Below are 22,466 nucleotides of genomic sequence, written 5' to 3'. Positions count from 1 at the left end.
ATGCCGACCATACGGTCGTTGACATCACTGGGGTGAGTGGTGGGCGCGACAGGGATCGAACCTGTGACCCCTACCATGTCAAGGTAGTGCTCTCCCGCTGAGCTACGCGCCCGGGCAGAAGCGCTTGGCTCCTGCGAGGCCGCGGCTATAGCCTGGAGCCGGCGGCTCTGCAAGCGACCTGTCGCGCTTTCTTTCGACCTTTTTCGTCGGCCACGCCGGGGCCTGTTCCGGCCTCGGGGAGAGCCGATCGGACCGTCGCCGGATGGCATGATTTCGGGGGCGAGTCGGGGCCGCTGCGTGCCGAACCGAAATCGGGTAAGCCGGGGCGCTTTGCGTCCGGAAGCCCCGCAGCTTCCGTAGCCGAGATGCGCCGAAGGGATCACGAACGAGGATGCGGTTTCTGCTGTCGGCCGATGAGGGGGCGATCATCCGCGGTTGGGTGGTGCCGGATGATCCGACCGCGATCAGCCGGGTCTACGTCACCGTCGAGGGCCGGCGCGTGGCCGAGGTCTCGGCGATCCATGCCGATCCGACCTTCATCCAGTATGGCTGGCACGCCACCGGCCTGTGCCATTACGAGGTCCGCGAGGATCACATCCCCGGCCTCGCCGGGATCGAGCGGCTCGAGATCTTCGACGTCGACACGAACGTTCTGGTGCATCGGCGCGTGCCCAAGGTCGGGCTCGCCACGCCGAAAGCGGTGCTGATCAACGCGCATATCCGGCCCGAGACGGTCATCCAGACCGCGCTCTTTCCCCATTTCCAGCAATGCTACTTCGGGATCGGACGTTTCCCGGAGGAGATCCTGCACGCCATCTTCGATACCGACACGCTCACATCGTGCCTGATGGTCGGGTCGATCATCCTCCCGCGCTACGAGGGGCATTTCGTCCAGGGCAATGCCGTGACGATGATGCTCTTGCACGATCCCTACGTGGAAATGGCGAGCCGCCTGACCTGGCTGCGCGAACGCGCCGGCATGGGCGCCGACCCGAACCAGAGCTGGCGACTCGGCCACCTCGCCGAGGCCGCCGCCTTCACGGCCGATTACGACTTCGCCGACGCGAAAAGCCTCAAACGGCTGTTCCGGATGCTGCCGGAGCCGGCCTACCACCTGCTCTACAATCCCCTGACCCGCCAGCTCAGCACGCACGTCCCCGACGATCGGATCGTTCCGGGCAGCTCGATCATCGCCGTGGAGGTCCTATCCCGCATCGGCATCGTCGGACACCGCGACTATTTCGAAGCCTTCATGGCAACCGTCTTCGACCGCCTAGAGATCAACGCCCCGATCCCGCTGCCCCTACCGATCCCTAACGGAACCCTGGAACTCGCCGAAAGGCTGCGCGGCTTGCGCTTCCTTCGGGATTGGATCGAATTCGACATGGTGCTCAGCGACGCGGTCCGCGCCTCGGTCTCCAAGAGCTGGCAGGACTGAGCCGTGGCTTGGGGCGCCGGCCGAAGGCTGCCGGTGACGGCATCCGACGGACTCGATCACCGGATCGATCTCGCTGATCGAGCGCTCGCCGGCGCCTGGATCACGCTGACATGGCGCGACATCGGAAGCGGCGGCATTCCCCGTGCCCTGATCAGCGCCCTGTCCGGTGACGGTGTCGTCACGACGCTTGCCGAGGAACCGACGACGGGTGACGGCTTTGCCTGGACCGGCCGCCTGCCGGAGGGGATCGTGGCTCTGCGTTTCACCGCGCTCTCGCGCAACGCGCCCTTTGCCCTGACCGATCTGACCCTGCATCGTCGCTCGCGCATCGCATTGGTGCTTCGGGCCGCCCGGCGCGAGCCGCATCTGACGACGCGCGCGGTCTACTGGCGCCTGCTCGGCCTCAAGCTGCGTGGGCGCGGCCTCCTCGCTCAAGCCTTGGCGCACCGTTCCGAGACCGGCTACGCCGCGTGGATCGCCCGTTTCGGTCGGCTTAGGCCCGCCGAACGCGCGCGGATCCGCGACGAGATCGCCGTCTGGCCGGCGCCCGCCCGTCTCTCCGTGCTGATGCCGGTGCACGACCCCGATCCGAAGGTGCTCGATGCGGCGATCCGCTCGGTGCGTGATCAGCTCTATCCGGCCTGGGAATTGTGCATCGCCGACGATGCGTCGACCAATCCTGCGATCACTCGCCTGATCGCGCGCCATGCCGGTCAGGAGCCGCGCATCCGCGCGATGCGGCGCGGGACGAACGGTCATATCGCCCGCGCGACGAACGATGCACTCGCCCTCGCCACCGGAACCTACTGTCTATTCCTCGACCATGACGATCTGCTAGCCGAAACGGCGCTCTATGAGGTCGCCAAGGCGGTACGCACCGATCCGGGACTCGTCCTGATCTACAGCGACGAGGACAAGGTGGACGGCCGCGGCCGCCGCTTCGAGCCGCATTTCAAATCCGACTTCGATCGCGAACTCCTGAGCGGCCAGAACTACGTCAACCACCTCTGCGCGGTGCGCACGGACCGCCTTCGCGCGCTGGGCGGTTTGCGTCCGGGCTTCGAGGGGAGCCAGGACCACGACCTTCTCCTGCGCCTCGTCGCGAATCTGCGGCGTGACGCGATCCATCATATCCCGAAAATTTTGTATCACTGGCGTGCCGCCGCCGGCTCCGGCACCTTCTCCGACCGAGCGTTGACGCGGGCCGAGGATGCGCGCCTGCGCGCGCTCAATGAGGTTGCGGCTCGGCGTGGGGCGAAGGCCGAGCGCGGTCCGCAGGGCTTCAATCGGCTTGTGCGGCCCCTGCCCGCACCCGCGCCCCTGGTCTCCGTGATCATCCCGACCCGGGACCGGGCGGAGCTGCTCGCGGTCGCCCTCGACGGCGTGCTGTCGGCCACGGATTATCCGGCCATCGAAATCCTCGTGATCGACAACGACAGCCGTGAGGACGCGACCTGCGCCCTCTTGAGAGGCTACGCGTCGGAGCCGCGGCTGCGGGTGCTGCCCGTGTCGGGTCCGTTCAATTTCTCGGACCTGTCGAACAAGGGCGCGGCGCAGGCTCGGGGCGATGTGCTCGTGTTCCTCAACAACGATATCGAAGTGCTGGAGCCGGGCTGGCTCACCGAACTCGTCTCGATCGCGTGGGAGGACGATGTCGGCGCGGTAGGGGCGAAACTCCTCTATCCCGACGGCACCCTGCAGCACGGCGGCATCGTCCTCGGCATCGGCGGGATCGCCGGCCACAGCCATCTCGGCATCGCCGGCGATGCGCCGGGCTATTTCGCGCGGATGCAACTGACCCAGGAGGTCTCGGCCGTCACCGGGGCTTGCCTGGCTATCCGCTCCACGGTGTTCGCCGCCATCGGCGGTTTCGATGCCCAATGTCTCGCCGTTGCCTTCAACGACGTCGACCTGTGCCTGCGCCTGCGGGCGGCTGGCTACCGCAACATCTGGACGCCGTTCGCCCGTTTGACGCACCATGAATCGAAGAGCCGCGGGCTCGAAGACACGCCGGAGAAGCGGGCCCGGTTCGAGGCGGAAGCGCGGGTCATGCGCGAGCGTTGGGGCGCGGAGCTTCGATCCGATCCCTACTACAATCCGAACCTGTCCCGGGCCTCGGCGCATTTCCGCCTGTGAGGCGCCGCGAGCGGGCTCAGCCGGAGGGCGGCTTGCGCGCGATGGCTACGGCGAAATGCGGAATGAAATCGGTCAGGTCGTCGAGCCGTAAGAGAAGCGCGAGCAGCCGGCTGCCATCCGGAATGTTGGTCAGGATGTCGTTGAGCGCGAGGTGGTAGACCGTGCCACCGACGGACCGGATCCAGGCATCGGGGAAGATGTCGCGCAAGCCGGGTAGAATGGCCTCGCTGTCGGCCGCCTCGCTGGGGTCGTATTCCATTTCGGCCAAGGTCGGGCGCGGAACGAAAGGGCGGTAGGGATTGGCGGGATCATTCGGGTTGCGGCGGTAGCGGGCGGGAAGAAGGGTGCGCACCGCGCGCACCAGCATGAGCGCGCTCCAAGGGAACTGGAAGCGATCGGCCCCGACGAAATCGTTCATGACGAGCCAGCCGCCGGGCCGCAGAGCATCGTAGCTCCATCGCAGAGCCGCACGGGCGTCGAACATGTGATGCAGCGCATTGTCCCAGAACACGAGATCGTAGCGCCCATCGCCGGGCCGCGCGAAGGCGTCGCCGTGAAGGAAGGTCGTGCGCTCCGTCAGCCTCCACGCCGCGGCGAGCCCGGCCCCGGCATCGAGCGAGGTCTTCGAGACGTCGTAGAGATCGAAATGACCGACGAGACCCTGCTGCAGCAGCGTCATTTCCTTGCCGCCATTGCCGCAGCCGACTGAGACGCCGCGTACGAGGGGCAAGTCTGGCCCCGCCATCTCCTTCAAACGCTCGATCAGCCCCTGATTGAAGCCCTCGACGGGGCGGCCGCAGATGCGCCTGTTGATATGGCGGAGGATCTCGGCGGATTCGTTCCATCGGATCCGGTTCGGCTGAGCCCGCCGCCATGCCTCCCAGCCGTCCCAGAACGCCCCTGCCCGCTCGGACATGGCCGCCTCATCCTGCATCGTCGCTCGCTCTTCCACGTGAGGTCGACGGTCGATACGTGTCCTCGCTTGACCGGAGCTTGCACAACTTATCCGGGAATGCCCGTGCCGATCAGCGACGGACACAACGGGACCGGTATCAGCTCGGGCATTGCCACATGCCCGCAGCCGCGTCCGATCGCTGCGACAGCTGGCATTGATGTTGCTTAGAACGATTCCGGAATGGGCAAGCGATCGCCGTGCACACAACTTGGCGGCGCATGATCGCCAGTTTTGCAATGCAGTATGAATTCGGTAGGCAAGCAATGACTTGAGCGGCGTCTTCGAGCTCCAGCTACATCGGCAGAGCGACGGAAGCGTGCTTGTCGTTCGGCGCGCACAATTGTTCGAAGTCTTGTGGTCAGTCTATCGGTGAACGTCGCCAAACTTGATCACACTGCGACGGCCAAGGTGATCCTTTGCCAGTCCTGACGAATCCCTGTGCGACATACACCCAGCCATCGATTGATGAATACGCGCCACACATTCTCCCCATCTCGTGGATTAAGGGGGTGGTGGCGACCGCGCGGGTTGGAGCAGCCTGGGGACCGTACTAGAGCTTCGGCTCTGCGGTCGACCCGAGGTTGGGGCCCGCACCGGAATCACGAGCGTAACGGATCGACGTGACTCACCGCAAAAACATCGCGATCGTCGGCCGCGCTTGCCGCCTCCCCGGAGCGTCGAGCATCGAGGGTCTGTGGCAGCTTCTGACCGAGGGCCGCTGTGCCGTCTCCCGGATTCCCGAAGATCGCTGGTCGCTCCCGGCCTACGCGCATCCGCGGGCGCAGGAGCGCGGCAAGAGCTACACCTGGGCGGCGGGCATTCTCGACGACATCTGGTCGTTCGACCCCGGCGTGTTCGGCATCTCGCCCCGCGAGGCCGAGCAGATGGATCCGCAGCAGCGCCTGCTGCTGGAGCTGACCTGGGAAGCCCTTGAGGATGCGGGCCTGCGCCCGTCCGCGGTCGCGGGCTCGGATATCGGCGTGTTCGTCGGCGCCTCCTCCCTCGATTACGGCAACCTGCGCGTCCTCGATCCGGCCTCCAGCGACGCTTACGCGGCGACCGGCAACACGCTCTCGATCATCTCGAACCGCATCTCCTACATCTTCGACCTGAAAGGCCCGAGCTTCACGCTCGATACCGCCTGTTCGTCCTCGCTCGTGGCGCTCAACGCCGCGATCACGGCGATCGAGGCCGGTCAGGTCGATACCGCGGTGGTGGCGGGCGCGAGCCTGCTGGTCAGCCCGTTCAACTTCATCTCCTTCTCCAATGCGCAGATGCTCTCGCGCACCGGCCTGTGCCAAGCCTTCTCGGCCAATGCCGATGGCTATGTGCGGGCCGAGGGCGGCGTCGTCCTGATCCTTCAATCGGCCGAAGCCGCCGCCCGCGGCGGACGGATCGTGCACGGGGTCATCGCGGCGAGCGGCGTCAACTCGGACGGACGCACCACCGGAATCACCCTGCCGTCCGGCAGCGCCCAGGGCGCCTTGCTGCAGCAGGTCTATCGCGATGCCGCCATCGATCCGGATCGCGTCGCCTTCGTCGAGGCGCACGGCACGGGCACGCCGGTCGGCGATCCGATCGAGGCGAGCGCCATCGGCGGCATGCTCGGCAAGAAGCGGCAGGCGCCGCTGCCGATCGGTTCGATCAAGACCAATATCGGCCATACCGAGCCGGTCTCGGGTCTCGCCGGCCTGCTCAAGGCGAGCCTCGCCCTGGAGCACGACCTGTTCCCCGCCTCGCTCCACGCGTCCGAGCTGAATCCCGACATCCCGTTCGAAACCCTGAACCTCGCGGTCAATCGCACGCCGCTGACGCTGTCGCGCGGCACCGAGCGCTTCGCCGGCGTCAACTCGTTCGGCTTCGGCGGTACCAATGCCCACGTGGTCCTGACCGACCCGGCCCGCGCGGCGACGGCTTCGGCGGTTCCGGCCGCGACAGGCCATGCGCCGGAAATCCTGCTGATTTCCGCCCAGAGCCGGGCGGCGCTGAACGATCTCGCCGCGGATTATGCCGCGCGTCTCGACTCCACCTCCCCCGAGGAGATCGCCCGCGTCGCCGCGGCCGCCGCTCACCGCCGGGAGCGCCTTCCCTTCCGTCTGGCCGCGCCGCTCGGGACCGGTCTCGACCTCGCCGCGGCCTTGCGCACCCATGCCGAGGGTGAGGAGGACGACGCGGCGGTCGTCGGGCAGGCGGTCGAGCGCGCCGCCGATGTCGCCTTCGTCTATTCGGGCAATGGCAGCCAATGGGTCGGCATGGGCCGCGAGGCCTATGACGGCAACGCGACGTTCCGCGAACGCTTCGATCGCACCGATGCGCTCTTCGAGCCCCTGTCCGGCTGGTCGCTCAAGGAAGCGATGTTCGCCGCCGACCTCGACCAGCGCCTGTCGCTGACGCGGGTCTCGCAGCCGCTGATCTTCGCCATTCAGAGCGCCTCGACCGCGGCTCTGCGCGCGAAAGGCCTGACGCCGAATTTCGTCCTCGGCCACAGCGTCGGCGAGATCGCCGCGGCGGAAGCCGCCGGCATCCTCAGCCTCGAGCAGGCCGTCCGGGTCATCTTCTTCCGCAGCAAGCACCAGGAGACGACGCGGGGCTTCGGCACCATGGCGGTGCTGCTCGGCCCGGTCGAGGAGATGGAGACGTTCCTCGCCGAGTACCCCACCCTCGACATCGCCGCCTATAACAGCCCGAAAGCGATCACCGTCGCCGGCCCCGAGGCCGCAATCGAGGCGGCCATGAAGGCGCTGACGCGCAAGCGTCGCCGCGGGCGCAAGCTCGACCTCGAATACCCGTTCCATGGTCGGTTGATGGACCCGACCGAGCGTCCGCTCCTGCGCGACCTCGACGGGCTGACGGCATCGGCCGGGCACACCGCCATGGTCTCGACGGTGACCGGCACGGTGCTGCCCGGGGCTCGCTTCGGCGCCGGCTACTGGTGGCGCAATATCCGTGAGCCAGTGCGCTTCTGCGACGCCCTGCAGGAGGCGACGCGCCAGGGCGCGCGTGTCTTCGTCGAAGTCGGCCCGCGCGCGACGTTGTTGCCGCATATCGGCGACGCCGTGGAGCCGCTGGGCATCGAGGTCGCGTCCGTCGGCGTGCTGCACCGCAAGCCCGTGGGCGGCGACCCGATCGCCAAGGCGGTCGCCGGCGCCCTCGTGGCGGGTGCACGCGTCGATGAAACCGTCCTGTTCGGCGACGATCCGGCGGGAAGCGTCAGCCTGCCGCTCTACCCGTGGCAGCGCCGCAGCTTCCGGCTGTCCGAGACGGCCGAGGTGGTGGGTGCGGTGGTGCCGCGCCCCTGGCATCCGCTGGTCGGCGCCCGCAGCTCGTCCGATGGGCTCGAATGGCATGGCCATCTCGATCCGGCGCTCGTGCCCGAGCTCGACGACCACGTGATCGACGGGCAGGTGATCCTGCCAGGTGCGGCCTTCGTCGAGATGGCGCTTCACGTCGCCCGCGAAGCGCTGCGCTCGGACATCGCAACGCTCGCCGATGTCGAGATCGTGGCCCCCATGGTGTTCGCCGAGGAGGCCCTGCGCGAGGTGCTGGTGCGCCTCGCCGGTCACCAGATCCAGATCCTCAGTCGGCCGCGCCTGACCCAGGCCGCCTGGCAACTTCACGCCTCCGCGAAGATCATCGAGGGCGATTTTCCGGCGCCCACGGCACGGGAGGTGAGCCTCCCCACCGATCACGCGATTCCGGGCGAAGACCTCTACCGCCGGGCCCTCGCCTCAGGACTCGGCTTCGGCGAAAGCTTCCGGCAGGTCGCGGCTTCCGCGCGGATCGACGAGACCACCATCGTCTCGGAACTGCTCCCGGCAGAATTGGATGCGCGCTACGGCCTCGTGCCGTCCCGCCTCGATTCGTGCTTCCACGGACTGATCCTGCTCTTCGCCGAGTTGATGGGTGAGAGCGCCACCAAGGCGTATGTACCCGTGCGCTTCGGCGAGATCCGCCTGCTGCGGCCGGGCGCCGTGATCGCGCGGGCGGAGATCCGGACCCGTCGCTGCAACGAACGCTCGATCCTGGCCGACTTCACGCTCCTCGACGCCGAGGGCGAAGTGATCGCCACCATCCGCGAGGGCCGGTTCCAGGCGCTGCGGGCCAAGGGCGGAAGCGATCTCGATGCGTTCGCCATCACCCAAACGCGCGAACTGGCCACCGAGCCGACGGCCCTGCCGCTGGAACGGCGACCAGCCTTCGGCGATCGTCTGCGCCCCGCCCTCGCGGCGGCGACCGCCCCGAACGATGCCGAGCTCGGTCCGGGCCATCTGCTGCTGGAGGGCTGGGCGACGGCGCTCGCCTACCGTCTCGCGGGAGGACTGAGTCGCAACGGCACGATCGATCTCGCCGACCCGCGGCTGCCTCCGGTCTTGCGGCCGTGGGCGGTGAACGCCCTCTACGCGTTGGAGAGCAGCGGACTTGCGACCCACGAGGCGCGCGGTCGCGAGGGCGGAACCTGGCACCTGCGCCGGGACGTGACCTTGCCCGCCCCGGAAGAGACGATGCGTTGGATCGCGTCGGACCACCCGGAGCTCTCCGCTGAGCTGGTGCTGCTGGCCGACACCACCGCCCTCGTCTCGCGCCTGCTTGCGGGTGAGACGATCGCCACGGCGAGCCTGCCGCCCGCCGCCCTCGATGCCTTCCACCTGCGCAGCGCGACCGCCCGTGCCAGCGCGGCCGCCGTCGCCGAGATCGTCGAGCGCAGTCGCGAGCGCCTGCCCCAGGATCGTGCCCTGCGCATCCTGCAAGTCGGCTTCGGCCCGCTCTCGGCCCGTGCGGCTGCGTTCGCGCGCGAGACCGGTGCGTCGCTCACTGTGCTCGAAACCGATCGCCGCTTGGCCGAACGGGCGCGGCTCGGCCTCCCCGCTCGGGTCAGCGTGACCGAGGCGGCCGACGATCTGCCGGCCAACGCCTTCGATCTGGTGCTCGCGAGCGATGTCCTTCACCGGGCCGAGCCGAACCTGCCCACCCGGATCGGTGCTTCGCTGGCCACCGGCGGTCTTCTGATCGCCGTCGAGCCCGGCGCCTCGCTGTTCCGCGACCTCGTCTTCGGATTGCGCCCGGACTGGTTCAGCGAAGTCGTGCCCGACCAGCCGCTCTCGCGGCTTCCGGATGTCGCGGGATGGCAGCGGACGCTCAGCGCGACCGGCCTCGTGCGCGTCTCGGCCGACCGGGCCATCTCGGCCAATGGCGGCGACCTGCTGCTCGTCGCCGAGGCCCCGGCCCGCCCGATCTCCGGCCATGGTCAGAGCTTCGCCTTCGTCGTCGGCTCGGACGATGCCTTCGGCGCCGAAACCGCCTCCTCGCTGGCGACTTTGCTGATCGCGAGCGGCGTCCATGTCTCGATCATCCTCGATTCCGAGCAATCGCTGCTGGAACTGGAGCGTGAAACCCCCGACACCGTGGTGTTCCTGGCCGGTGCCTTCACCGGAGAGGAACACGCGCCTGACGGGGAGACCGCCGCGCGCCTGCGCAATCGGTGCCTCAGCCTCAAGCGCTGCGCCGAGCATCTCGGCAACCGCCAGACCCGTCTCTGGGTGATCGCCCCCGGCGCGACCCGCGACGCGGGTGGCGAGGCCGCCGCCGTCGAGGCCGGCGTTTGGGCCTTCAGCCGCACCCTCGCCAACGAAGCGGCGAATCTCGACATTCGCCGGGTCGATCTGGCCCCGGCCCTATCGTCGAAGCTCGCGGCGGAGCGGCTGCGCGCATTGATCCTCTCGGGCACGCCCGAGACCGAGATCGTCCTCGATGCCGACGCCACCCGCGTGGTCCGCTTCCATTCCGGCCGCTCGGCGCGGTTGGGCGGCGATCCGGCCCCGGCAGCCCGGCTGGAGCGATCGAACACCGGCGGCCTCAACGAGATGGTCTGGGGTCCGGCCGAGCGCGTTGCGCCCGGCCCCGGCGCGGTCGAGATCGCGGTGGCGGCCACCGGCCTCAACTTCCGCGACGTGCTTTGGGCGCTCTCCATGCTCCCGGAGGAGATCCTGGAGGATGGTTTCGCCGGTCCGCGGCTCGGTCTCGAAGTGTCCGGCCGGGTCACCGCGATCGGTGCCGGCGTGGTCGACTTCAAGGTGGGCGATGCGGTCGTCGCCTTCGCGCAATCGGGCTTCGCCACCCATGTGGTCGTGCCCGAGATGGTCGTCGCGCCGATGCCCGAGGGTCTCGACCCTTCGGCCGCCGCCACCGTGCCGGTCGCCTTCCTCACCGCCTATTACGCGCTCTGCACCTGCGCCCGCCTGCGCAAGGGCGAGTGGCTGCTCGTCCATGGCGGCGCCGGAGGCGTGGGTCTCGCCGCGCTCCAGATCGCCAAGTGGAGGGGCGCCCGCGTCATCGCCACCGCCGGCTCGCGGGAAAAGCGCGCGCTGGTCGAAGCTTTGGGCGCCGAGCACGTGCTCGATTCCCGCTCGCTCGCCTTCGTGGACGACGTGCGCCGCATCACCGGCGACGGTGTCGACGTGGTGCTCAACTCGCTGTTCGGCGAGATGATGGAGCGCTCGCTCAACTGCCTACGGCCGTTCGGACGCTTCGTGGAATTGGGCAAGCGCGACTACGTCGCCAACACCCATATCGGCCTCCGGCCGTTCCGCCGGAACCTGTCCTATTTCGGCGTCGATCTCGATCAGGTCATCCAGCACCAGGGCGAGGACGGCGCGCGGATGTTCCGCGAGGTCATGGCGCTGTTCGCCGATGGTGGCTTGCGCCCCCTGCCCTATCAGCCCTTCGCCGCCGAAGAGACGTCGGACGCGTTCCGGCTCATGCAGCAATCGGGGCATGTCGGAAAGATCGTCGTCACGCCGCCCGCCCCCGGCAGCGTCGCTCGCCTCCAGCACCAAGCCTTCACGGTGAATCCGGACGGTGTCCATCTCGTCACCGGCGGTCTCGGCGGTTTCGGCATTGAGGCGGCCCGCTGGCTCGCGGATCGCGGCGCCCAGCGCATCCTGCTGGTCGGCCGTTCCGGCGTGCCGAGCGCGGAGGGACGGGAGGTCATCGCCGAGCTCACCGCCCGCGGCGTGCGCGTCGAGACGAAGGCCTGCGACATCGCCAGCCGCAGGTCGGTCGATGCCCTGATCCAGGGCATCGAGGCCGAGGGCGACAAGCTGTCAGGCGTGATCCACGGCGCGATGGTCCTGCAGGACGGCCTGATCGCGGCCATCGAGCCCGACACCCTCGATGCGGTGATCGCCCCCAAGGTGATCGGCGCGACCCATCTCGACGCCGCGACCCGGGACCGCGCGCTCGACTACTTCGTGCTGTTCTCCTCGGCGACGACCTTCATCGGCAATCCCGGTCAGGGCAGCTACGTCGCGGCCAACGGCTTCATGGAAGGCTTGGCCCGTCAGCGGCGCCGGGCGGGTCTCCCCGCGCTCGCGGTCGCCTGGGGCGCCATCGGCGATGTCGGCGTGCTCGCTCGCAACAAGGGCGTGATGGACACGCTGGCGTCCCGCGTCGGCGTCACGCCCATGGAGGCGCGCCGCTGCCTCGACCTCATGGCCGAGGCGCTGGAGGCTCAGGGGACCGATGCGGACGAGGGCGTGATCGCCATCGCGGCCATGCATTGGGGCAAGGCGCGCGAACGTCTCGCCACCCTGCGCTCGCCGAGCTACGGCAGCCTCGGCACCGATCAGCAGGCAGAATCCGGTGCGGTCACGACGATCAATATCGGCGCCCTGTTGCGCGCGCAGGACATCGACGCGGTCCGCAAGGTGGTGGCCGATGCCATCGTCGAGGATATTGCCCGCATCCTGCGCCTGCCCAAGGACGATATCAGCCGCGTCCGCCAACTCTCCGAGATCGGTCTCGATTCACTGATGGGCGTCGAACTGGGCGCCAGCTTGCAGGAGCGCTTCGCCCTCGACGCGCCACCCGCAGGCATCTCGTCCGGCTTGACCGTCAACGAGTTGACCGAGACACTGATCCAGGCGGTCGCCGCGCCGGTCGACGAGGCGGCGGGTGTGACGCTGAGCCTCTCCTCGAAGCATGTCAGCAACCTCGACGCGGCGACGCTGGTGCCGTTCAACGAACTCGTCGAGCAGAACGTCGCGGAAATCAAAGAGATCCTGCCATGACCCAGCCGTCACGTCCGCAGGACAGCCGTGCCGCTCTCGCGAGCTTCGTCACCAACCGACTCGGGCGTGCCAACGCGGCCCGGCCCGAACCGGCGACGGAAACCCGCAAGCCCGTCCAGTCCGAGAATCAGAGCTTCGAAAAGCTGACGGGCTACCGCGAACTCCGGCTCCAGCGCTCGGCCGCCGACCTGATCGGCCTCAACAATCCGTTCTTCCGGGTCCACGAATCCCGTGCGGCGGCGACCACGCGCATCGAGGGCAAGACCTTCGCCAATTACTCGTCCTACGACTACCTGGGCCTCAACGGTCACCCGGCGGTGAGCGGAGCGGCGCGGAAGGCGATCGAGACCTACGGCACCTCCGCCTCCGCCAGTCGTCTGGTGGCCGGCGAGCGGCCGGTGCACCTGAAGCTCGAACAGGCGCTGGCCTCGCATTACGAGACGGAAGCCTGCGTCGTCATGGTGAGCGGTCACGCCACCAACGTCACCACCATCGGCGCCATCCTGGAGCCGGCGGACGTGATCTTCCACGATGCCTTGATCCACAACAGCGTGGTGACGGGCGCCCAGCTCTCGGGCGCGCAGCGCCGCTCCTTCGCCCATAACGATCCGGCCGCGCTCGAAAAGCTCTTGGAGGCGACGCGCCACGAGCATCGTCGGGCGCTGATCGTGATCGAGGGCCTCTACAGCATGGACGGCGACGCGCCGGATCTGGCCGCCTTCGTCGAGTTGAAGCGCCGCTACGATTGCTGGCTGATGGTGGACGACGCCCACGGCCTCGGCGTGCTCGGCTGCACGGGTGCGGGCCTGCATGAGCATTGCGGGGTGGACGCGGCCGATATCGACATCTGGATGGGCACGCTCTCGAAGACGCTCTCGTCCTGCGGCGGCTATGTCTGCGGGCCGGCGGTGCTCGTCGAGTACCTGAAATGCACGGCGGGCGGTTTTCTCTACAGCGTCGGCATGTCCCCGCCGCTGGCCGCCGCCGCCGAGGCTGCGCTCTCCGCGCTGCATGCCGAGCCGGAGCGGGTCGAGCGTCTTCGCCGCAACGGCAACCTCTTCCTGGCGGGGGCCAAGAAGCGCGGACTCAACACCGGTACGAGCCTGGGGCTCGCCGTGATTCCGGTGATCGTCGGGGATTCGCTGAAAGCCGTGACGTTGTCCGACCGCCTGTTCAAGCGCGGCATCAACGTGCAGCCGATCATCCACCCGGCGGTGCCGGAGCGATCCTCGCGCCTGCGCTTCTTCATGACCTCGGAGCATACACCCGAGCAGATCGCCGAGACCGTCGCCGCGGTCGCCGATGAGCTGGCGGCGCTGGAGACAGGCGCCACCCTGATCGAGCAGCTGATGGCGCGACGGGGGGCTTGAGCTCTCCGTCGTCTCATTCCTCCGGCAGCGGGCACGCCTGGATCGGATCCGACGCTGGAGCGATCGCGCAGGACGCGGACAGCTTCGGCGCCATGCGCCGCAACTCTTCGACCTGGGCGGCGAGGCCGGCGATCTCCGTTTCGCGCGCCGCTCGCAGCGCCTGCTCCGAGGGATGGCCAAGCACCTCGCCGATCAATTCGAGGCCGACACCTAAAGCGACGAGCGCCGCACCGGCGACGCGCAGAACGCCGATCCACCGGAGGCTTTCGACCGCGCTCCCGATGCCGGCCGCGCTCGACACCGCAACGTCCACCTGCACGGACATACCCGTCCCTCGACGCGTTTTCTGCCGATGCGGGTCCCGCTCCCTCAGCGACCTTCGCTCAGCCTTTCTACAGAGATGGCGCAGTCGCTGAGAAAGAGCGAGGCACCGTTTTATGACAGAAGCTGTCGGAGGTCCGTCACTGAAACTTGAAGAGAAGGTCCATCTCTGGGCGAAGTTCGGAGAGGAAGGGCGACCTCTTCATCGACCTTTGTACAGAGCAATCGCGCAGTATTCGTCATTCAGCATGAACTCCTCGCCGCTCTCGCCTGCGATTGCTTCATGCCGTTCGCCCTGATCTGGCTGTCAGCGCCGTCCGGCCAGCCAGATGACGTGCCGCGCCCCGCGCTTACCCCGTGCCCGGATCGCCACTTCCTCGACGGCAAACCCTGCCTGTCCGAGGCGCCGGGAGAAAGCCGTGTCGGGATGGGCCGACCAGACCGCCAGTAAGCCGCCGGGGCGGAGGGCCGCGCGCGCGGCGGCCAGGCCGCCGGCATCGTAGAGGCGGTCGTTGGCGACGCGGGTGAGGCCGTCGGGTCCGTTATCGACGTCGAGAAGGATCGCGTCGTAGGCGTTTCCCCGCTCGGCGATCACCGCCGCCACGTCGGCCTCGCGGATGGCGACCCGAGGGTCGTCCAGGCATGGTCCGGTCAATTCCGCCATCGGCCCGCGTGCCCAGGCCAGGACGGCCGGAACGATCTCGGCGACCGTCACCGCCGCTTTGAGCGGCAGATGGCCGAGGGCGGCGCGGAGCGTGAAGCCCATGCCGTAGCCGCCGATCAGCACCCGCGGTGCGGCAATCGTCGCGATCCGCTCGGCGGCAAGGCGCGCCAGCGCCTCCTCCGAGCCGAACAGCCGACTGTTCATGAGTTCGTTGCGGTCGAGCTGAATCGAGAATTCCGCGCCACGCCGCATCAGGCGCAGGCTGCCGGTCTCGCCGGGGATCGGGGCGGTGTCGAGATGTTCCCAGGGGATCATGAAACGCACTGCCTGATCTCTCCCTGATCGGGGAGAGGAGCCCCTGAGGGGACGAGAGGGGAAGCGCGGCTTCGAGATGGCAGTACAATCGAGGTCGGGAGCAAGGCCACCGCCGCGTTGCTCCCCGATCGCGCCTCGCAACCGCGAGGCGCCCTCCCCCGATGAGGGGGAGGGATTTCCGGAGTTACATCCCGAACTGCACTTCCCGGCTGTTGCCGCGCTTCAGATTGCGGAAGCGGGCCATGGCCCAGAGGGGGAAGAATTTCGGGTAGCCGTGATAGCGGAGGTAGAACACCCGCGGGAAACCCGTCGCGGTGTAGCGTTCCTCGCTCCACAGACCGTCCTGGCCCTGCGTGCGCAGCAGGTAGTTCACGCCCCTTGCCACGGCCGGATCGTCGACCTCACCCGCCGCCATGAGGGCGAGCAGCGCCCAGGCGGTCTGAGACGCGGTCGAATAGCCCGGCTCGAATTCGGGGTTGAGCTTGTAGGACGAGGCATCCTCGCCCCAGCCGCCATCCGGGTTCTGGATGCGGATCAGCCACGCTACGGCCTTGCGGATCTCGGGGCTCTGCGGATCGACCCCGGCCGCATTCAGCGCGCACAGCACCGACCACGTGCCGTAGATGAAGTTCATGCCCCAGCGGCCGTACCAGCTCCCGTCCTTTTCCTGGTCGTTGAGCAGATAGGTGACGCCGCGATCGAGGGCGCGGCTGGTCGCGCGGGTCTCGCCGAGCTGCGACAGCATCGAGACGACGCGGGCCGTGACATCCGCAGTCGGCGGGTCGAGCAGCGCACCGTGGTCCGAGAACGGGATGTGGTTGAGATAGTGATGGTTGTTGTCGGCGTCGAACGCCGCCCAGCCGCCATCGGCGCTCTGGAGCCCCTCGACCCATTCGCGGGCGCGGGCGATGGCGTTCGAATAGTCCGGCATCCCGCTCACCAGTCCATGCTGGCGCATGGCGCGGTCCATCGCCATCACCACGACGGCGGTGTCGTCGAGATCCGGATAATGCGGGTTGGCGTACTGGAAGGCCCAGCCACCGGGCCGGACATTCGGCTTCGTCGCGGCCCAATCGCCCTTGATGTCGAGCACCTGCAGCGGCTTGAGCCAGTCGAGACCGGCGCGGGCATTGGCCTCCGCCTGGGCGCCGCCTGCCTCCAGCATGGCATGGCTGTTCAGCGCCGTATCCCAGACCGGGGACAGGCAGGGCTGGACGTAGGCCTCATGGTCCTTCTCGACCACGAGCTTCTCGATCGCCTCGAGGGCGATCTTCACCTGCGGATGGTCCGGCGAATAGCCCAACACCTCGTACATGAGCACCGAGTTGACCATGGCCGGGAAGATCGCGCCGAGGCCATCCTCGCCGTTCAGGCGCTCGCTGGTCCAGGCCACGGCCTTGTCGATGGCGCGCTGACGGATGCCTTTGGGGAAGCGGTCCTGGGTCTGCTGGAGCACGCGGTCGATCGCGCCGAAGATCGGCGTCCATGGCCACGTGGCGTGGGGCGAGCCGGGCCAGGTCCGCACCGAGTCGGGCGGCGTCACGAACAGCTCGGCGACGCCGATCCCGCGGGGGTTCCTGGCCCGCGGCTTCTTCGCCTGGAGCACGAACAGCGGCACCATGGTGCAGCGGGCCCAGTACGAGACCTTGTCGAGGTGGAACGGGAACCACTTCGGCAGGTGCATCACCTCCACCGGCATCACCGGTACGGCACGCCACGGCACTTCGCCGTAGAGGGCCAGCAGGATGCGGGTGAAGACGTTGGCATTGGCGGCGCCCCCCCGCTGGAGGATGGCCTTGCGGGCCGCGCGCATATGCGACGCCTCGATGTCGTCGCCGATCATCTTCAGGGCGAAGTAGGCCTTGACCGTCGCGCTGATGTCGAACGGTCCGTCATGCACCAAGGCCCAACCGCCATGCGCCTTCGACTGCGTGCGGCGCAGGTAATTGCCGATCTTGGCCTCCAGGCCGGGACGCGGCTCGGTGGCGCGGAACTGGTGGAACAGGATGTACTCGGAGGGGATGGTCGCATCCGCCTCCAACTCGAAGCAGATATGTCCATCGGCGTGGGTCATCGCCGTCAGCGCGCGCGCGGCATCCTGCACGCCGCGCTCCACGTCGGCGAGGGAGACGTCGCGCGTCTTCGGACGGTGCAACTGCTCAACTTTGCCGGCTGCCTCGCGCATCGCCGTCGCCTCGTCGGACTGTCGTGATGCCGTCGTCATTGCTTCAAGCAACTCCCTGTGCCTGTGCCCGCCCGCACATCCCGCTACGGGACAGCGCCTGCGCCGCCATCGTTCCGGATCGGATCGCCCCCTCGATCGTCGAGGGAAGACCCGTTTCCGTCCAATCACCCGCCAGAACGAGATTCGGGAAGCGCGTGGCGGCACTGGGCCGCCGCGCGGCTTCCGCAGGCGTGGCCGCGAAGGTCGCCCGCTTCTCCTTAACGATCTGCCAGCTGGGCAATTCCCGTGCTACCCCATTGAGTTCCGCGATCTCAAGCCAGATCTGGCGAGCCAGTTCCTCGCGGGGTGCATCGAGCAGCCGATCGGCGCCACTTATGGTGACCGAGAACCGGTCCGGATAGGCGAACAGCCACTCGGTCAGACCGCCGACGACGCCGAGCAGCAGCGGCGCCGTCTCAGGCGGGCGAATCGCGAAATGCGCGTTGACGATGGAGCGGAACGTCTTCGGTGTCGGTGTGCCGGGGAGGAGATCCTCCGTCACCCAGGGCGGCAGGGCCAGAACGACCGAATCGTTCGGGCCGATCACCGTCGGCTCGTCGGTGAAGTCGAGGCGCTCGATCCGACTAGGGGCCAGCGTGAGTCCGCGCAGGCGGCGCCCGTAGCGAATCTCCGCACCGCGCTCGGCGAGGAAGCGGAGAGCCGGCTCGACGAAGGCGACCGACAGGCCCTCCACCGCCACCATGGGCCGGCAGGCACGTCCGCCCGCCCCGAGGGTCTCGCGCAGGATCGTGGCGGCGAGTCCGACATCGCTCTCGCGCGGTTCGGTGTTGAGCGCGGCCAGCAGCACTGGATGCCAGAGCCGCTCGTAGAGCGGCCCCTCGCAGGACATCTTCTCGCCGATCGTGCCGCTCTTGCCCGGCGCACTGCCCGACGCCGCCATCATCAGCGAGAGCGGGGCGAGATAGTCGCGGGCCCGCGTTCCCGGCACCCGGCGCCCGGCGCGCAACACCCACCAGGGCAGACGGCCGGGATTCGGGCGGAGCGTCCAGCGCTCGCCGGTGCGGAGATCCGCGAAGGGGAAGGCGGCCTCGTCCGGACCGGTCAGCGCATCGGCCGGCGCGCCGACGCGCGCCATGAAGTCCAGCGTCGAGCGGTTGCCCGACAGCAGCAGGTGATTGCCGTTGTCGATCGTCAGGCCCAAAGCCGGATCGTAATAGGACCGGCAGCGCCCGCCGGCCTGCTTGGCGGCTTCGTGCAGCACCACATGGGCACCGGTCTCGGCGAGCGAGACGGCGGCGGACAGACCGGCGAGCCCGGCCCCGACGACGTGAACCGTAGCCGTCATCACACGATCCCGTGGCGCAGCGCGACGAGGAGAAGGGAGAGCTTGCCCGGCTTCACCCGTTCGCGCGGGGGCGCCCAGCCACGGCGCATCACGGCGTCGAGGTAGAGCCGGTAGGCCGCGGCCATCAGGCGGGCCGCTTTCGTCGCGCGCCGGGGGCTCCGCGCGATCACCGCCCAGGTCTGACGGTAATGCTCCTGCGCCTCCGCGGCGACGGCCTCGCACACCTCGCCGAGGCGGGGATGGGCAAGCGCGCTTTCCGGCGTCGGGTTCATCAAGCCGATCTTGTGGAACTTCTCCATCGGCAGGTAGAGGCGGCCGCGCTCGGCATCCTCGTCGATGTCGCGCAGGATGTTAGTGAGCTGAAGCGCCCGTCCCTGGTGCCACGCGAGCTTCACGCCCGCCTCCTCCGGCATGCCGAAAATGCGCACCGAGAGGCGTCCGACCGCGCTCGCCACCCGATCGCAATAGAGATCCAGATTCGCTTCCGTGGGGGCGACGATGTCCTCGGCGGCGTCCATCGCCATGCCGTCGATGACGGCGATGAAGTCGTCGCGCTTCAGGCCGAACCGGCGCACCGGCTCGACCAGCGGACGGACACGGTCTGGCGGGTGGCCGGCATAGAGCGCGTCGATATCGGCGCGCCAGCTGTCCAATTCCGCGGCGCGGAGATCGCGGGGGCCGCCGTCATCGGCAACATCGTCGACGGCGCGGCAGAAGGCGTAGACGGCATACATTGCTTCCCGCCGCTCCTTCGGCAGCAGGCGCATGGCCGTGTAGAACGAGGAGCCGGCCGCCGGCAGAGCGGGCCCGGCTTCGGCCGGCATGGAGGTCGCGACGGCGCTCATCGGCCGGCTCCGGAGGTGGCGGCGCGGGGCCGGAAGGGGCGGCGTACCAGCGTCGCCGCGATACCGCCGAGCGCGGTGAGGGCGAAGCCGGCCTTGCCGTGATGGACCTTTTCCGACAGCGGATCGCGGGTGAGCAAGCCTCGGGTCAGAACGACGGCGAGCCGGTGGATCGCCGCGATTTCGAGGCTCAGGCGCAGGTCGTCGATCAGGCCGGGCAGCGGCTTGCCCTCCTCCAGCAGATCGAGGGTGCGCTGAGCGAGTTCCCGGATCACGGCCAGCAATTCGGGCGTCGCCTTGTCCCGCCCCAGCATCGACGGGTCGGCGCCGTGCTTCGCCATGACGTCGAGGGGAATGTAGACCCGGTCGAGATTGCGAAAATCCTTGCCGCAATCCTGGAGGTGATTGAGAATCTGGAGAGCCGCGCAGATCGCGTCCGAGGTCTTCCAGACCCGCGCCGGATCCTCGCGATGCACGTCGAGCACGAAGCGCCCGACCGGCATCGCGGAGTAGCGGCAGTAGTGGATCAGCTCATCCCAGTCGGCGTAGCGGTTCTTGCGCGCATCCATCCGGAACGCGTCGAGGAGTTCCAGGGCGTGGGTCGGCGGCAAGCCATGCGCGGCGAGTTCGCGCTTGAGCGGCTCGACCGACGGATCGGACCCGCCTTTGCCCGTCAGCGCATCGGCGAGCGCGTCGAGAAGCTCGATCTTGCGCTCCGGCGACAATCCGGTGTGGTCGGCAACATCGTCGCCGGCGCGGACATAATTGTAGAACGCGAGGATCGCGCCGCGATTGCGCGGATGGATCAGGTGCGAGGCGACGGGAAAGTTCTCGTCGTGCTGGCCCTTGCCCGTACGGGCATCGGTGGCGGTCTGAAGACCGGCGCTCATTTCATGTATCCCGCCTGCCGGAACCAGGAAATCGCGTCCGACAGCCCGTCGCGGTAGGGCCGCGACATGTAGCCGAGTTCGGAGCGTGCCTTCGCGTCGGAGAAGAACATCCGGTATTTCGACATGCGCACGCCGTCGATGGTCGCGAGCGGAGCTTTGCCGGTCAGCCGGGCGACCTGCTCGGAAATGAACGCGATCGGATAGATCACGGCGTAGGGCAGCCGCGTCATCGGGGCCTTGCGGCCGACCAAGCCGGCAATGTCGGCCAGCATCGTCGCCAGCATCACGTCCTCGCCGCCGAGAATGTAGCGTTCGCCGACACGGCCTTTCCGAAGCGCCAGAAGATGGCCGGCGGCCACGTCGTCCACATGGGCGAGGTTGAGGCCGGTATCGACGAAGGCGGGGATCTTGCCCTGGGCGGCATCGAGGATGATGCGCCCGGTGGGCGTCGGCTTCACGTCGCGGGGGCCGATCGGCGTCGAGGGGTTCACGATCACCGCAGGCAGGCCGTCGCGCAGAACCATCTCCTCGACCACGCGCTCGGCCACGACCTTGCTGCGCTTGTAGGCGCCGATGGCGGTCTCGGGCGTCAGCGGGCGGGTCTCGTCGGCAGGCGTGCCGTCGTCATGCGGTTTGATGGTCGCGACGCTCGACGTGTAGACGATCCGCTCGACGCCCGCCTTCAGCGCCTCTTCCATCAGAATGCGGGTGCCGTCGCGGTTGGTGCGGACGATCTCTTCCATATCCGGCGCCCAGAGCCGGTAATCCGCCGCCGCATGGACGAGGTAGCGCTGGCCGCGCATGGCGGATGCCACCGCCGCCCGGTCGCGCATGTCGGCCTCGACGATCTCGACATCGGGCCACGTCAGGTTGGTGCGCGGCGAGGAGGCCCGCACCGAGATGCGCACGCGGAAGCCGGCGGCGCGGAACACGTCCACCAGGGCGGCTCCGAGAAAGCCGCTGGCGCCGGTGATGAGCACCGGCCCCGCCTCGAATGGGCCGCTTCGTGTCGGCTCTGTCATGGTTCTCGCGTGATCGACCGGGAAGCCCAGGCCCGCCGGTCGGCGGGGATTCGGGCGAACGGAAACGCCGCTGCCGCCCCGATCGCCGATTCGGCGGTTCAGGACGGTGCGGCGCTTCTCTCATCGATGGCGCGGTGCGGCAAGCGCCGCGCCCGCGCCGGTAATCAACGGCTCAAGCCAGACGCAGGCGACCGGTGCGGCTGCCCTTCTTCTGGTCGGGCAACGCGGCGCGCACCGCCTTGAGGATGCCCTCGGCGTCGAGGCCGGCCTCGGCGTACATCTTCTCCGGCTTGTCGTGGTCCTGGTAGCTGTCCGTCGTGGGCATGCGCCGTCGCCACCATGTGCACCAGCTCGGCCTCGTCGGAGGCCGCCATCACCGTCATGTTCGGCAGGCAGCACAGATAGGCCAGGTCGAACGCCCCCGCATGCGTGGCCCCGTCCGCCCCCACCAGACCGGCCCGGTCCAGGCAGAAGCGCACCGGCAGGTTCTGCAGCGCCACGTCGTGCACCACCTGATCGTAGGCCCGCTGCAGGAAGGTCGAGTAGATCGCCACGAACGGCTTGTAGCCCTCCGTCGCCAGGCCGCCCGCGAAGGTCACCGCGTGCTGCTCGGCGATGCCCACGTCGAAGGTCTTGTCCGGATGCGCCTGGCCGAACAGGTCGATGCCGGTGCCCCCGGGCATCGCCGCGGTGATCGCCACCACCTTCGGATCGGCATCGGCCGCCTTGATCAGGCTCTCGCCGAACACCCGGGTATAGGCCGGGGCGTTGGCCTTGGCCTTGGCCTGCACGCCCGACAGCACGTCGAACTTGACCACGCCGTGGTAGCGGTCGGCCGAGGCCTCGGCCGGGCCGTAGCCCTTGCCCTTCTGCGTCACCACGTGCAGCAGGATCGGGCCCTGGTCGCTGTCACGGAC

The 22,466-nt window shown here is 68.5% G+C and carries 12 protein-coding genes, 1 tRNA gene and 1 pseudogene; 4 read left to right on the top strand and 10 right to left on the bottom strand.

Annotated features, from left to right (window positions below):
• Nucleotides 1-37 precede the first annotated feature (37 nt).
• Nucleotides 38-112, bottom strand: a tRNA-Val gene (locus OWC43_RS04325).
• Nucleotides 113-391: 279 nt separating this feature from the next.
• Here OWC43_RS04325 and OWC43_RS04320 point away from each other — a divergent pair.
• The gene (locus OWC43_RS04320) at nt 392-1,438 is read left to right on the top strand and encodes a hypothetical protein (RefSeq protein ID WP_393955828.1); all 1,047 of its coding nucleotides are present in this window, start codon (nt 392-394) and stop codon (nt 1,436-1,438) included.
• 33 nt (nt 1,439-1,471) lie between these two features.
• The gene (locus OWC43_RS04315) at nt 1,472-3,574 is read left to right on the top strand and encodes a glycosyltransferase (protein ID WP_393955827.1); all 2,103 of its coding nucleotides are present in this window, start codon (nt 1,472-1,474) and stop codon (nt 3,572-3,574) included.
• Between the two features lie 16 nt (nt 3,575-3,590).
• On the opposite strand, the gene OWC43_RS04310 is transcribed toward OWC43_RS04315, so the two are convergent.
• The gene (locus tag OWC43_RS04310; protein ID WP_393955826.1) at nt 3,591-4,490 is read right to left on the bottom strand and encodes a class I SAM-dependent methyltransferase; all 900 of its coding nucleotides are present in this window, start codon (nt 4,488-4,490) and stop codon (nt 3,591-3,593) included.
• Between the two features lie 659 nt (nt 4,491-5,149).
• Here OWC43_RS04310 and OWC43_RS04305 point away from each other — a divergent pair.
• On the top strand, nt 5,150-12,595 hold the full coding sequence (locus OWC43_RS04305) for an SDR family NAD(P)-dependent oxidoreductase (RefSeq protein WP_393955825.1): 7,446 nt from the start codon (nt 5,150-5,152) through the stop codon (nt 12,593-12,595).
• Nucleotides 12,592-13,965 (top strand): aminotransferase class I/II-fold pyridoxal phosphate-dependent enzyme, encoded by a 1,374-nt coding sequence (locus OWC43_RS04300; protein ID WP_393955824.1) that lies wholly within the window; start codon nt 12,592-12,594, stop codon nt 13,963-13,965. The genes OWC43_RS04305 and OWC43_RS04300 overlap by 4 nt, the downstream gene beginning before the upstream one ends.
• Before the next feature lie 13 nt (nt 13,966-13,978).
• On the opposite strand, the gene OWC43_RS04295 is transcribed toward OWC43_RS04300, so the two are convergent.
• The 8 genes and pseudogenes from OWC43_RS04295 to OWC43_RS04260 all read right to left on the bottom strand — a co-directional run.
• On the bottom strand, nt 13,979-14,290 hold the full coding sequence (locus OWC43_RS04295; RefSeq protein WP_393955823.1) for a hypothetical protein: 312 nt from the start codon (nt 14,288-14,290) through the stop codon (nt 13,979-13,981).
• Between the two features lie 303 nt (nt 14,291-14,593).
• Nucleotides 14,594-15,265 (bottom strand): spermidine synthase, encoded by a 672-nt coding sequence (locus OWC43_RS04290; protein WP_393958488.1) that lies wholly within the window; start codon nt 15,263-15,265, stop codon nt 14,594-14,596.
• A 184-nt stretch (nt 15,266-15,449) separates the two neighbouring features.
• Nucleotides 15,450-17,450 (bottom strand): squalene--hopene cyclase, encoded by a 2,001-nt coding sequence (gene shc / locus OWC43_RS04285; protein WP_137827938.1) that lies wholly within the window; start codon nt 17,448-17,450, stop codon nt 15,450-15,452.
• A 43-nt stretch (nt 17,451-17,493) separates the two neighbouring features.
• Nucleotides 17,494-18,795, bottom strand: coding sequence for a hydroxysqualene dehydroxylase HpnE (gene hpnE / locus OWC43_RS04280; protein ID WP_393955822.1), 1,302 nt, complete (start codon nt 18,793-18,795; stop codon nt 17,494-17,496).
• Nucleotides 18,795-19,640: a presqualene diphosphate synthase HpnD gene (gene hpnD / locus OWC43_RS04275; RefSeq protein ID WP_393955821.1), complete on the bottom strand. Its 846-nt coding sequence runs from the start codon at nt 19,638-19,640 to the stop codon at nt 18,795-18,797. Before hpnD ends, hpnE begins: the two co-directional genes overlap by 1 nt.
• Entirely contained in the window at nt 19,637-20,527 is an 891-nt protein-coding gene (hpnC, locus tag OWC43_RS04270; RefSeq protein ID WP_393955820.1) for a squalene synthase HpnC, read from the bottom strand. The genes hpnD and hpnC overlap by 4 nt, the downstream gene beginning before the upstream one ends.
• On the bottom strand, nt 20,524-21,549 hold the full coding sequence (hpnA, locus tag OWC43_RS04265; protein WP_393955819.1) for a hopanoid-associated sugar epimerase: 1,026 nt from the start codon (nt 21,547-21,549) through the stop codon (nt 20,524-20,526). Before hpnA ends, hpnC begins: the two co-directional genes overlap by 4 nt.
• Nucleotides 21,550-21,859: 310 nt before the next feature.
• A pseudogene (locus OWC43_RS04260) lies at nt 21,860-22,466 on the bottom strand (1-deoxy-D-xylulose-5-phosphate synthase); the annotation flags it as partial.

The organism is Methylorubrum sp. POS3 (genome assembly GCF_043352485.1).
Lineage (GTDB): Bacteria > Pseudomonadota > Alphaproteobacteria > Rhizobiales > Beijerinckiaceae > Methylobacterium > Methylobacterium suomiense.
The sequence above is the reverse complement of the archived record's forward strand: the minus strand, read 5'-3'. Positions and strand labels throughout refer to the sequence as shown.